The sequence below is a fragment of the Rhodopirellula sp. MGV genome, from assembly GCF_002251265.1.
In the GTDB taxonomy this organism is placed as follows: Bacteria; Planctomycetota; Planctomycetia; order Pirellulales; family Pirellulaceae; genus Stieleria; species Stieleria baltica_A.
The window spans coordinates 1-13,222 of the sequence record NZ_NPDI01000017.1; the positions used below are offsets into that span (position 1 = coordinate 1).

A 13,222-nucleotide genomic window follows, 5' to 3' on the forward strand; every position below is an offset into this window, starting at 1 on the left:
CATTCTTCGCCGAGATTCTGACCGCGATCACGATCTTCCTGTACGACCTCTTCGATCTCCTCCGACGTCCATCCGGCGCGTTGAAAGTCATCACGCAAGATCGGATCGCCCATTTCAGTCTCACCACACAAGCAAAACCGCCATCACCACAAACCGGCCCACAAAAGCCCCAGGTAGTGGATCTTGTCAAAGATCCCTGTCCCCCAGCACCAACATCAAAATCCCAAATTTGCAAGGTTCATTTTGCAATTTGCAATCCACCGGTCTTCGTCACAAAACGTGCTACACCCAAGCAAAACCGCCACCAGGTAGTGGATCTTGTCAAAGATCCTCCCAACCTCCAGCGTCCCAAACCAGCCGGATCTTTAACAAGATCCACTACCAATCCCAAGACAGCCACGCGGTCTCTACATCTGCTTCAAAAACTGGCCTTCGACCTGCGACTTTTTACACGCTTTCTTGTAGACCTTTTTCATCTGTTTATTGGCCAACAAGTCAGAGTTCATTGCGTACAGTCTGTCGTACGATTCGACGACTTTTGGATGGTTCTTGTGGGCTTCGTAAAGGTTCGCCAGTTCAGCGACGACGCCGATGTCATCGGGATGGAGTTGCAGATATCGGTTGTAAGCTTCTTCGGCTCCTGCGGCATTGCTGCGTAGCGATTCGGCCTTGGCGGTTTGGTACCAGCCGACGCCATCATCGGGGCGTTTCTGGGCTGCGGAGCGGTAGTGTGTCACAGCGGCGGGAAGATCGCCACGCAATTCATTCCAACGTCCGAGCACGATGTACTTTTCGAACTCCAGGCCACTGCCGTCGAGGATTTCGACGATCGAATCGACATCTTTGATTTCGCCAAGGCAAAACAGGCTTTCGACTGTTCCGGCGATCATGACGCCGATATTGACCGGGGACGCACCGGGTTCAGGGACAACTTCGGTTTCGCCATCTTGGATTTTGATGATCCAGTCTTTGAAGTTTTCACGCAATGATTCGACCATCGGGCCGCATTGATCGAGCGGAATGTGTGACCCCATGTTGCAGGCACTACATTCATTGAGGACCTGCGACGTCGGGCCTGCGGGGATCAGCGGGATGAAATAGATATGCCCGAACTTCCGTGCCTGGTAGCTCTTCTGTTTGGCATAGCGACCGCAGTGACCACATTCGCCATAAGACTGAACGGCGTTTTTTTGGAAGTACATCCGTGATCCGTAGATGATCATCTTGCTGCCTCATGCGAAAGGACGATGGAAAAGTTTGCAAAGAAAACTGCGTCGGCCAGAAATTGTACCGTTTGTTCCCTACGGATGAGCACCCGATCGGTGTCAAAGAAACTTTCATGCCCAAGAGTGAAAGTGGCGATCGCCAAACTCCAAACCGACACATCCAGTTTTGATAAGCTCCGCGTTCCACTGCGTCCTCTGCGGTAAAGACATTCCGCTCGAGCTCGTTGGAAAAGTCCGTCCGTGGTGTTGTCGTTGACGGCATCGAATCACTGACTGTGAAGGTGAAGAAACAGTCGATGACTAAACACAGAGAGACACAGCGATGACACAAGTTGGTTTTGAAGATGACGGAAGTGGCAACCTTCAACTAGCCGACGAAGAATTTCATCAAGCTGTCTTTCCAGACTTGACAATTATGCCGCGTCAGGGCCGGAGCGTCGTTTTGAAGAACGTCAAGTTCATCGACTGCGAAGTGAGACCAGGGACTTGTGTCATTACAAGCGACGTCGTTTTGGACTCAGTTGTATTCTCAAATCTCGATTGCGGTGACTCGCTGACGATCAGTTCGAAAGTGAGATTCAGGAGAGTCATCGTCGCGGGGGACCGTCCAGTATCACTTGTGGTTCAGCCGGAGTCGGAAGGAGATCTTGTTGTACAGTCTCCAGACAACGATGATTTTCAGCTCGACGTTTCCAGATTCAATGGGAGCGTGTGTGTGATCGGTTTGCCAGGAAGCAAGATCGTCAAAGATTCCAGTCGGCATGTTCTCGTCAATGCATCCTGGAAAACGGACGTTGACTGGAAGACGTTACGCATCGGTCCGTTCAGCTACTGGAGAATACTCTTGAAGAAACTCTCGGTGTTCAACGCCTCCGAAGGAGTTTTTAGCCTGCCACTGTCCACCGACAAGAATTACGCCGAGACAATCGACGAGATGAAACGTATGGAAAACGCAGGAGTGTGTGTCAGATAATTGGTTGCCCCAAGAACCCTCTCGCCTAAACGAGCAGTGAAACGTTCTCCTTGCAACACAACAGCGACTTGAACAATCGCCCCTCCCATCAGCCGCATTCGCGCTAGCGAGCGGTTGCTTGAATCCCACGTTACACAACGCTTCACCGACAACGAACAAGGCAACGAAACCAGAGCGTCGGGACTCGTCGCCTCGTCCACTACCGATGACGACAAGACGTTGTGATCTCAGGATTGGCGGTATGTTCGTTCAACCGACTTGACCAATCGCCCCACCCATTAGCCGCATTCGCGCTAGCGAGCGGTTGCTTGATTCGCACGTTATCACAACGACTCGCTGACAACAAACAAGGCAACGAAACCAGAGCGACAGGAATCGTCGCCTCGTCCACTACCGATGACGACAAGACGTTGCGATCTTGGAATTGGCAGTATATTCGTTCAACCGACTCGACCAATCGCCCCACCCATCAGCCGCATTCGCGCTAGAGAGCGGTTGCTCGAATCACACGTTATCACAACGCTAAGCCGACAACAAACAAGGCAACGAAACCAAAACGCCAGGACTCGTCGCCTCGTCCACTACAGGTGTCACTTGGGTCGAGCGTTACTTTTTTGCACAACACTTTTTGTGTTTCTTGCCGCTTCCGCAGAGGCAGGGATCGTTGCGTCCTACCTTTGCTCCTTCGTTTCGGATCGTGCGTTCGTTGGTTGTCGTAAACTCCAAATCGCTGGTCTCGTTTTCAAACGCAACCGATTCGGCCGGATTTGTCTTGGGCCACGCACCAGCATCGTCATAGACACCGGCGGCGAATTTGCCCAGGTAGGCAATCAAATCGTTGGGACGCCGTAATAACTGACCGGATTGATGAATTGCTTCCTCGCCAAGCGACAGTTGCTTTCGGATGCTTTCGAGGTTCAACATGTATGGCGTAACCAATCCGCGATTGAATGCGGTCTCGATCAACGGCAACGCGGACTCCGCACCGAGATTGCCCAAGTGGTACACCAGCCCTTCGGCAAATTCGTCGCCGTCATCGATGGCTTGGCGGAGGTGACCCGTCAGCTTTTCGATGACCGATTCACGTGTCATCGCTCCGTTGAGGATCAGGTGCAGCATCGCTTCGGAGGCCTTGCGGCGCACGTAGGGATTGACCTGCCGGTCAGCCATGACTTCATCTAACGCATCGATTCGGTTGCCGACGAGAGCGGCAAATAGAAAGCCAAAGTCCTCCGTGATTGCGTCGCCGTAGAGCTCAAATGGCAATTCGCCTGGCAGTGTCGCGGCGGCTCGTACTGCCGGCCAGGCTTCACTGGCGTGGAGTTCCGCGAGCAGATACGTCGCATAGAAATGTCCGTCGTTTTCGACAACGCATCCTTGGCGGCAAAGCTCCGTCGCGGTTTCGATCAATTGGATCAGACGTGGCGTGATCGCATCGTGATTTTCCAAGGCCGCCTTCATCGCTTCGGAAGGGAACTTGCGATCGGTGGCTGTCAGCTGGCTGATGATCGCATCAAGATCCGCTGCGATGCTCGCGTCGGTGTTAACAACCGTTTCGTCCATGACAATTTCTGCTCTGAAAAGGGGAGTGGGCCGGCCCATTACACGGTGTGACCAGCCACGTCAGCAGCGGGGCGATCGCACGCCGGTCCCGTTCATGGTCTAGATTTCGTGAGCGGCTCCTAAAATTCAACATCGCATCGTGAAACGCAAACGATTCGCTACCTTTTATCGCGTGAAACATTGGAGTGACACTTGGGTCCTGAGCGATTTCCGGCTCGGATCTTCAACAAGATCCACGACCTCCCGCCACAAGTCGCCTCCCGTCCACCGTAGTGGAAGTTGTCAAACTTCCCTCCGCCTCCTCTCCAACAACACCAAAACCAACCCTCGACTTGCGATCTCACACAGGCCGAGATCAATCGCAACAATCTATGCCGACCAACCTTCCGTCTCTCGCAACACGGATACTTTCAGCTCGTACGCAGGGGCGTTCACTCGGTGACGGATCACCTAGGGATGGCAAGGTGCAGTCACAGTGCAAATGGCAACGAAGAGGTGTTACATAGCGCCTTATACGGCCAAATCGACCGTACGCTGGTGCCATTCGCAACCACGCCATTTGGAGACGTGGTTTGCTTCAATGCACGCTTTGAAAATCGGGTGGAGCTGTGGAGACACGACGATGAAAGCTGTCCCGAAAATGCCGTCTTAGCTTCGGATTTCAGCCAGTTCGTCGCTCGTCTTAGCCAGGGTGAATAGGGCTGTTCAATTCTGGGCGCGAGGCACTGCCGGCACTCTCGCTTCTTCCCCTCCCCTGACCACAGAACAGCTTACAAAATTGGAGGCCATTCCGGCTCGACCGAAACCGAATTCAGGTTTACTGACATCGCGAGCCTCATCGGGCCGATTCGCTTCGACGGCAATGCTGAAAGCGAGTGAAGTAAAATTCACACGAGGACCAACACCACTTTCCTAGACGGGAACCATGGAACCTGAAAAGTACATACGCCCAACGAATGAGCAACCGTTGTCGCCGACGGAAAAAAACGAGCTGCTGGAAAAATACTTTGCCCATTACGAGAGCATCGCCAAGAAAAATCCGCAATTGCTGAATATGAAGCTACCTCGTGGGGCTTTTGAAGACCTGCTTAACAAGGTGGGTGTGACGCTGTTGGAAGAGTCACAGCAACTTGCAAGTTCACCGGGGCCGATGCGTGAGTTTCTCGACGCCACTGAACCACCTGAGTTTCTTGACCAACGACTGACGACCGAGTTCCGATCCTATTGCCTTGCATTGAACGCATTGAAGCAATGGGTCAGCGCCGAGTCAGCGGCGACGGACAGATTTCTGCTTGGTGGAACTGCAAGGACGCAATGTCGAAAGCTCGCAGACCACTGCTTGGTCACCGGGGACAAGCTCGAAGACTCGGTCGTCGAACTGCACCATCCTGTCCGAGACGGGCGTCCACCAATTCCGCTTTCGAAGGCGGGGCACGATGAAATCGAGTTCACGACGGCGAGCTCAGACGACCCAATCGGCATCGCATTGAGAGAGATCAAACGTCAAGGCAACCGTTCATGGGTCATGCTGCGCAAAGGATGCATGGCATTGATTGGTGAGGATGTAACTGACACGACCGCCGCAGTGCTCGCATCTTCTAAGACCTTCGCAAGAAAAGCCAACCAAGCCTCCGGCCTTACCTACGAAGCCCTGCTTGATTGGCTCAACGAAAACAACCTCGGGAATTGAACACAGTTCAAAAGCGTAAAAATTTTCAACGTGTCACCCGAGAAATCGATGTTTGCGGTGCCATCGACAGTGACCCCGATCGGGCCACAGCTGTTCATTGATAGGCAATCGGAGTTTCTTGCCGGAGTAGTCAGCCAGCGACGTTTGGCCGGGGCACGATTCTGCGAACTCGCCAGCGGCGACGAGCACCCGATAGTCGTCGTCGATCGACCATAGTCCGCGATCAAATAGCCAATGAGCATTCTTGCTCAACGCAAGACCATTCTGCGGGTCATTGTTCCTCGAGTCGGCGAATTGATGAATATGCGCTGCATCCACGATGGATCCACCATCAAGCGTGGTGATTCGATAGCCAGTCAAGGCACAGGTGAATGCGTAGGCCGCCGCGACATCAATGCGAAACCGCCCGTTCCTGCCAACCTGCTCCGCGTCATCCGGCAATTGAAAGCTTGCATCCCGTGCGATCTGATCATCATCCGGAATGGGTAAGCCAACCATGTGGTACAGAGCGTTCCGCTCAGCCGGCTCGAAGTGCTTAGCAATGATCAATCGCCGCGCCGCCTCTCGAAATTGTGGAGCCGAACACGCTGTCAGAAAGCTGGGGTCTAGTAGGACGTAGGACGTCACGGATCGATGCTTCGAGAGCAAGCCGTCTTGAGCGAATGCCTTCCAAAATCCATCCGATTTCAAATGATGGAATGGCATGCGAATATCGATTCGTTGCGTCCGCCGATACGCTGGCGCCTGCGAAAACGTCTCAAAGCGAAATGCAATCTCTGGTGATAGGTAAAGTGGTTGGCCACCAATTTCACCAGCTTCAGCCAGATCAAGCACCGTCAGCAACAACAACGGCTTGTGTGGAGCATTGTTTCGAGCTTTATTCAGTTTTGCGATGCGATCCAGCCAGGCTTCGTGATCCACGATATACCATCACTCCGAATCCGGTTCCGGCGGCAACTGTGTCTGGTGCCAATCTGCGTACGTCTGCTTGGTCTGGGCAACCTTCCACGCGGCACGGCCATTGGTGTTCCCAGCGGCGACAATCGCAGCACCGGCACTCGGGCTGCTGAGGTAGACATCTTCGGCAAACAGTAGCAATCCCTTATCCGGGATCTCGACGAGCTTCTTGTCGTCGACGAGTTGTTGCCGAAGCTCGCGGTAGCTCGTCCAACTTGCACGAGGTTCCAGCGTTGCTGTTGATCCTTTCAGGACAATGAATTCGCCATCAATCTCACGTGCCCTTGCAATGGCATCGCCAGATGAAAACTCAAAAATGGGGGAGGTATCGGTCGCGCCGGTGGCTACGTTCTTATGAAGGCCCACCGACGGTTTGGGTTTGAGGAAAGAAAACCCAAGTACCGGCAGGATAAGTTCGATGTGCTGCAAGAATCCCTCCATGTCAGCGACATCAGCTTCCGGCATCGGAGGTAACGGTGGAGCAGTCCCATTGTGGATCTTGGCTCGGCCTGCAGCGTATCCCATTGAGATCAAGCGGCTCTCCAGGTACCTCACATGAGCCTTGGTCAAATTCAGATCCTTGCTGATCACCGCGACACAGCGCGTCCAAAACTCTTTGCGCTCGTCCTTGTCGTGAGACGCCAGTCGCTTGAAGACATTATCGCCTTCGCCGATGTAGACGATCTCGCCAGATGGGTTTTCCGGATCCGGTCCCGCCAGAATGTAAACCCCGGTTCGAACGATCTCCTCTCGCTGTGCCAAGTCGGCAAGCTTGGTACGGGGCGCGACCAACAGCTTGCCCGACCAGTTCATCACTTCCGCGGTTAGCAAGCCAGATGCGTCGCCGTCGACGAGATAGATGCGTATCGATCGTCCAGCCATGTTCTTTTTAATATCTTATCCGGATTCAAATCTTATCAGGGACGGTGGCGGAGAGTTTCATTTGGGTGAAACTTTGTGACTTCCCTCACGCTCGTCCTGTGACACTCAGCGTCAGGTTCTGTTGACGGCTCTCCATTGGTAACCAAGCAGTTGGCGTCAATTGACGTCAGTGTGTTCAGCATGAGACCGGCGGTACCCGCACCTCTCAGCTTGAGCAGCTCGACCCAGCGTACAAACTCAGAAAACTCGTGCTTGCTAATTCGGTGGCTCGAGTTGCTTCGATATTTCGCGTCAAATATCTGAAGCACATCATCCGGGCCTGGCGTGTCTCCTGCGGCAGCCGTTTGAATCGAGACATCGATTGCGTGCTGCGTACCGTGGATATCGCCTGCACGGGTTCCAGCGCAGATCTGGAATAGCAGTTTACCCGAAGAGGCATCTTTGACGATGAATTTCGGCCAGCCGGCTTTATTTGATGCCGCTTGTGGAAACGTGTGCTCGTTCGGATGTATTCCTTTCACATATTCAACGGTGTAGTTCGCTTGAAGGTCGTCGCAGAGCCGAAAGAGAAGATACATCTCCAGCAGAAAGCTGTTTGCCATGTCGAGCGGTGTTTTTGTCGACCAGAACGCCGCTTTGGTGAGCCTCGCACCTGCATCCTTCACCTCACGCATTAGATCTGAATCTGATGAATAGTTGGCCATGGAGTTGCTCGGAAGATCATTTCGAAAATGCGTTCTGATTCACTATTGCGTTCAATTCTGCCGTCAATGCGCGTGAACAAGGAAGGCTGTACGCCCCCAGAAACCCGCACTAGCGCGTCTGTGTCGGCTATCGTTATCGATTCGTAAAAGGCGGCGAGATCATGTTGCAGCATCGCCAAAGAGCCGCTCATTGTTGTGTCGCCGATTGCGATTCGGATCAGCTCGTAATCCAGACCCGTTTCACGCAGGCTTTCGGCCAAACGAACGATTTCATTCGCGTAAAAGTGTGCGTCGGCGTACTCGTTCAGTATGGTATCCCTCAACAACGGCCAAAGGACAGCATAGTTTGCTCTACGCAGGAGAACACCAGCATCGATCTCGGCGACGCGTTGAACGAACACCAGGAGCCTCTCAACTGGCAAGCTGTTCACAAACGTGCCAAAACCCGTGCGTGACCAGAATATTCGGCCAGAAATGATCGTGTCAAAGTCGTCGTCGGAAAGTTTTACAATGCGATTGCGAAAGTGGAACTGAGGTGCGGCAAACCTCGTAATTCGTTCGAGTGAATATGTAAAATCTGAAAGTATTCTTCGCGGTTCCAGGTCGACACCATTGGCGAAGGTCACCTGCGAGACTTCTTCCCTTCCTGTGTCCTTATTCGCTGAGCGGGAGACTTGGTCAACCGTACCGCGTCGAACGAAGTGAATGTCTCGATCCATGCGTTTGAAGAACACAATTGTGTCATTTTCTCGAATGTTGGGGATTCTTCCCTCCCCATTGGTCAGCGTGCCTTTCGCAACGCTGGCATCATGAATCGCCCAGCTTGTCATTGTGAGACTTCAATCACTTTTCTTGCCTCGCATAGCTCCGAAGTACTGCTCGATATTGAAGGGGCTGAATGTCAAACTTTGATATCAGTTGCTGGCCAGAGTATTTCTTCTGGGTTGGTTTCGTGAGCGCATTGGTAACGACGAATAGAACAAACCGGGGATCCGTCTTCGCTTTGTTCAATTCATTGGCGGTAATAATGAATTGCTCGTCTGGTCCGGAAGTTCCCTTCACCTCCACGCATTCGAACTTATCGCCCTTGGTGCAATGAAGGTCGTAACCGACTTTCTCTCGCTCTACAGACTTTACTTGCCACTCTGCTGCTTCATACGCCTTGGTCACAGCACTAACAGCAGCGACTTCAACTTTTTTGCGTTCTTCCGGGGCCGTTTGAAAGAAGCCGCCAGAAGATTGCTTGATTGCCTTCTTGCTTGGAAGGGACCTTGATTTCACCGATCGAAAACGCCGATTCAAGTAATCCACTGTGGACGCATCAAGAATTCGTCCCATGATTTGGCGATACGGAATTTGGTAACCGGTCGACTCAGTGATCTCTGCAACAGTAATTGGTTTGTCCTCAGGCAGTACTTGAAGATTGTCAACTGGACGACGATATTCCCCGACGGCTCCAAACACTGACTGACTTGGCGAGGAGTAGGAATCAACAGCTTCCGCTCGGGCAATGATTCCGAAACCGGCTCGGAAATAGAAGACTATGTCCCCTGGGTTGGGCCGGTTTAACGTCACTTCGGCTCCGAGGCCTTTGCAATGTCCCCATGCCGCGACAACTTGCTGCTTCAGCATGACCGCATACTTGCCTTCGCCCTCCGGTTCCGTTTCATCAGTGTTGAAAAGCCAGTGCTCCACCTGGTTACTCCCACTCACTGGTCGTGAACCCTAAGTTGTTGGCGTTTTCTGATGTGGCCCGTTTGATTTGATCGGACGCGCCTTCCGGGAACTCGGCAGTGATTTCGACGGACACTTTAAGGACAGCATTGGGGTCGCTCGCCAAAAGGCTGATGATTTCATCGGCGACATTGACCATTTGCATCTTCGCGCCCGAAGGCGTGATGTCGATTGAGCCGTAGTACGTCTTTGCTTTCTTTGTCGTCTCGATCGCCGTGCCGCCTGCCGTTGCCTTCGGTTTATCGCCCCCTGATAGACCGTTCTCTTTAACGGCAGTGTTGCCACTTGTTTCCGTGCCCGATGCGTCTAGCGTTTCAGGTGGTGGCATTCTGATACTGGCTTCGTACGTTGCCGCAGCTTCGGGGTCGATTAGCAATAACGTCGCATCAAACTGCACGTTATCATCGCCAAATCTGAATCCCTCATATTTGTTCCCGGTCTGACCAAATGCAGTTCCGTAGAAGTCCCTGCTTCCCGCGCCCTTGATGATCGCTTGTTCGAGTACCCTACGGTCCTTCAATCTTGGCAGGTAAAGGTAACGTAGCGAGTCTTCCCAAAAGGTTTTTGCCTCGACCGCAGGCCGATCACTTTTCCAATAGAGTTCTTGAAGCTTTGATCGCAAATGAATCGGAGACCACGCCGAGATGACCAACTCGTTCTCCACACAAACACGCTCCACCTCAGGCGCAAACGCACCACCACTGGTATTGAGCTGAAACGCCTCAATGGTTGTTTTGGAGTCCGTCGGCTTATGCTTCACGGGGCAGAGCAACCATTTAAAGCACTCGCGAACAACACGCGGAAGCACGTCTTCAGCGGTTTGCAATTCTTTCTTCGCTTGGTTTTCCTGAAGGCGGTCAATGTTCAGCCGTTGCTCTTTGACATCGTCCACAATTGAGCCCCAGGCGAGCGCAGTACGAATGCAATCGTTGACGCGTGAAAGCGTCCCCCAGTCCGGCGCAATGAAAATCAAACGGTTGCTACGATGGCGAGGTGAAGTGCCGTGGTTGGTGAGATAGTTCTCAACCTCCTTGAAAGCGTCTCTGGTGTTGTCCTTCTGGAATGCGTGCTTAGGTGGAAGAATCACCAATCGCAATGATGCGTCATCGGGAACGTCTTCGTGGGGAATGAACGGATGGACGCCTTCAAAGTAGGTGACTCCAGAAGCCAGCTTTTTGGTGACTTCACCCAGCTTCTTGAAGATGTCTGTGTTGAGGTCAAAGCGTCCTTTACGATCCTCCATTTCCCGGCGAAGGTTGGCACGCGTGTCAAACCAGAAACGAGTTGAGTCCTGGGTCTTGTCACCGGACGTGTTGAGATAATGCAAGCGATCCGACAATCGATTCAGTGCATCCGAATACAGCGACGATGACTGGCCCGGCTGTACGCATCCCAGTAACACGCGACCACGGTCGATACCACGAGTGTCGGGCTTTCCTGATGACCCCTGTGACGAGCCAGCCGACGGAGCGCTGCCGAGGAATAGTGTGCGAGCGACGCGACGGGCGGCGTGGTACTCTCCAAATCGGGTTTCCTTGGTGTCAATTGCTGTTGTTTCAGCTCTTTCACCGTCAATGTCTTTCTCAAGTACCGCATCCCAACCGGCGGACAAGTAGTAGACCAACTCATTACGCGAGTCACCATCGTATAGTGGCAGGCTGCTGGGCAGGATCAAACCGTCACTGTTGTTGTCTTTCCACAACCGGTAGATCACCTTGGCCATCAACTTTAGGACACCGCGAGTTCGCTGGAAACCTTCCAAGGTTGTCCAGTCCTCGTACAAACGATCAAAGACTTCGGGGTGAATCGGGTAGGCTTCGGTCAGTCGGTCATAGTAATGTGACTCTTGCGTTTCGGAAGGCATCCTGCCGCCTTCAGCAACGTACATGTCGGCGAACGCCCGGCAAGTCGCATCACGTGCTTCAGCATTTTTGACGCTATCGAACAAGCGACGACGTACAATCTCGAATGCTTCTTCCGTTGCGACTGGCTTCCACAATGCTTGTACGCGTCCGAAAGTCTTTTCCATTGCCTTGAGCGCTTTGATTCCACGCTCGCTTCCCGCTTCAATTTCCGAATCTGGGAGTGAGGCCAGCACGATCGCATTGGGAACAAGCTTGGCCGCCTCGGTCAAGGAATGTACGAAAGACAAATTCGTATCGTAGGTTCCTCCGCTTACGGCACCATTCTCTGGAAATTGACGAATATATGCGACAAGCTCGTCTACCAGCACCGCGCAGGGTGAACAGTCATGAAGCAGCTGACGAATGATCTCTTTTCCCGGCGACGTTCCGTTCTCATCTGCCTCCTTCACCAGCTTGTAACCTTCGTCACCGCCAAGTTGATAACCGAGTTCGCCCCAAAGCGTCCGGATCTCCTTGCGACCGCGCTTCCACGGTTGCCCGGGAGACAAATCAGCTCCGTCAATAACGGCAACGCGGGACTTGGGCACATCCATCAATCCGGCCTGGTCGAGCAAGCCAGGAATCCCAGCCAATTCAGCCAATGATCCGGTGCGAGTTGCCATGTGGTAGACGGCCAGCATGGTGTGCGTCTTGCCGCCGCCGAACGCCGTTTGCAATTGAATGACCGGATCGCCGCCTTTGCCATTGAGCCGATTCGCAACCGACGTCAACAACAACCGCATGCCCTCAGTGATGTACGTGCGGTCAAAAAACTTGACGGGATCCTGGTACTCTGGCGTCGCCTTTCCGGAGTGCACAGCAGTGATGTCCGCAGCAAACTCTGACTGCTGAAACGTTCCTTCCAGAACGTCCGCGTGCGGGGTGATGTTTTCTCGCCAAGGTTTTATTGGTGTCATAGTGGGAATCAATTGGCAGCTACAAAATCAATGAATAAGTGGCGAAGCGGAGCCGAAAGCTCATCATCTTCAATACGAGCTAGCTCCTCTTGAGCGTATGCCTTCGCATCCGCAGGCTCAAAATCCATCAGTGCCTGGACTATTCCCGGCTCAAGCTGGAAGTAAAGCTGGACGACTTTAGCTCGCCTTCGTCGCAACGGACCTCGGTCCTCATCGAGATTGAGGACACGAAGCGTCTCTTTTGCTCTATGCTCCTCCAACGGATTAAGACCTTCCCGCAATTTGATGGAGCCGTCAGTTTGAAAGTGGAAGAAATGATCTGGATCTTCGGTTGACGGGTCGATCAGGTCATTCGCTTGATAAGGCCAACCTCGTCCAGGCAAATCTTTGTGATGGCCACACGACGTATTTGCTCCACAACAACCCAGAAGATTTGACCACGCAAAGGTCAAAGACTGATGCTGTGATTTTCGCCGGAAATGCTCAATATGTCTCGTGCGACCGAGAAAGGATTCGCAATACGCGCATTTGCCCTTCTGCATTAGATCCAGTTGAATCCACACTGACTTCTTGTCTTCTCCAGTAAAGTCGTTGTCCCAAGTGTGCGTTTTGTGGCAGTAGTTGCCGAGGCATTCCGGAGCCTGCGTAAGGGAGCGGTCGAGCTTCTTCATT

General features: G+C 52.9%; 11 protein-coding genes. 2 read left to right on the forward strand and 9 right to left on the reverse strand.

Features of this window, described 5'->3' with window-relative positions; translation table 11 throughout:
• Window positions 1-407: 407 nt before the first annotated feature.
• On the reverse strand, window positions 408-1,223 hold the full coding sequence (locus tag CGZ80_RS05815) for a tetratricopeptide repeat protein (RefSeq protein WP_094412320.1): 816 nt from the start codon (window positions 1,221-1,223) through the stop codon (window positions 408-410).
• A 325-nt stretch (window positions 1,224-1,548) separates the two neighbouring features.
• Between CGZ80_RS05815 and CGZ80_RS05820 the strand changes: the two genes are divergently transcribed.
• Window positions 1,549-2,199, forward strand: a complete 651-nt coding sequence (locus CGZ80_RS05820; protein WP_094412322.1) for a hypothetical protein — start codon at window positions 1,549-1,551, stop codon at window positions 2,197-2,199.
• Between the two features lie 606 nt (window positions 2,200-2,805).
• Here CGZ80_RS05820 and CGZ80_RS28510 read toward each other — a convergent pair.
• Window positions 2,806-3,762, reverse strand: coding sequence for a DUF1186 domain-containing protein (locus tag CGZ80_RS28510; protein ID WP_158222572.1), 957 nt, complete (start codon window positions 3,760-3,762; stop codon window positions 2,806-2,808).
• Window positions 3,763-4,687: 925 nt separating this feature from the next.
• Between CGZ80_RS28510 and CGZ80_RS05835 the strand changes: the two genes are divergently transcribed.
• Entirely contained in the window at window positions 4,688-5,452 is a 765-nt protein-coding gene (locus CGZ80_RS05835) for a hypothetical protein (protein ID WP_094412326.1), read from the forward strand.
• Between the two features lie 33 nt (window positions 5,453-5,485).
• Here the strand turns inward: CGZ80_RS05835 and CGZ80_RS05840 are convergent, their stop codons facing one another.
• From CGZ80_RS05840 to ptuB, 7 genes are read right to left on the reverse strand one after another with little or no spacing between them, the layout of a single operon-like run.
• Window positions 5,486-6,373 carry an HNH endonuclease gene (locus CGZ80_RS05840; protein WP_094412328.1) on the reverse strand — a complete coding sequence of 296 codons (888 nt, stop codon included), beginning with the start codon at window positions 6,371-6,373 and terminating at the stop codon, window positions 5,486-5,488.
• A 9-nt stretch (window positions 6,374-6,382) separates the two neighbouring features.
• The gene (locus CGZ80_RS05845; protein WP_094412330.1) at window positions 6,383-7,291 is read right to left on the reverse strand and encodes a GIY-YIG nuclease family protein; all 909 of its coding nucleotides are present in this window, start codon (window positions 7,289-7,291) and stop codon (window positions 6,383-6,385) included.
• A 35-nt stretch (window positions 7,292-7,326) separates the two neighbouring features.
• Window positions 7,327-7,995 carry a hypothetical protein gene (locus CGZ80_RS05850; RefSeq protein ID WP_143543764.1) on the reverse strand — a complete coding sequence of 223 codons (669 nt, stop codon included), beginning with the start codon at window positions 7,993-7,995 and terminating at the stop codon, window positions 7,327-7,329.
• Entirely contained in the window at window positions 7,965-8,825 is an 861-nt protein-coding gene (locus CGZ80_RS05855; protein ID WP_094412334.1) for a hypothetical protein, read from the reverse strand. Before CGZ80_RS05855 ends, CGZ80_RS05850 begins: the two co-directional genes overlap by 31 nt.
• A gap of 13 nt (window positions 8,826-8,838) precedes the next feature.
• Window positions 8,839-9,708 (reverse strand): DUF3883 domain-containing protein, encoded by an 870-nt coding sequence (locus tag CGZ80_RS05860; RefSeq protein ID WP_094412336.1) that lies wholly within the window; start codon window positions 9,706-9,708, stop codon window positions 8,839-8,841.
• Window positions 9,695-12,550 (reverse strand): ATP-binding protein, encoded by a 2,856-nt coding sequence (locus CGZ80_RS05865; protein WP_198953633.1) that lies wholly within the window; start codon window positions 12,548-12,550, stop codon window positions 9,695-9,697. The genes CGZ80_RS05860 and CGZ80_RS05865 overlap by 14 nt, the downstream gene beginning before the upstream one ends.
• 8 nt (window positions 12,551-12,558) lie before the next feature.
• On the reverse strand, window positions 12,559-13,221 hold the full coding sequence (gene ptuB / locus CGZ80_RS05870; RefSeq protein WP_158222573.1) for a retron Ec78 anti-phage system effector HNH endonuclease PtuB: 663 nt from the start codon (window positions 13,219-13,221) through the stop codon (window positions 12,559-12,561).
• Window position 13,222: the final 1 nt, after the last annotated feature.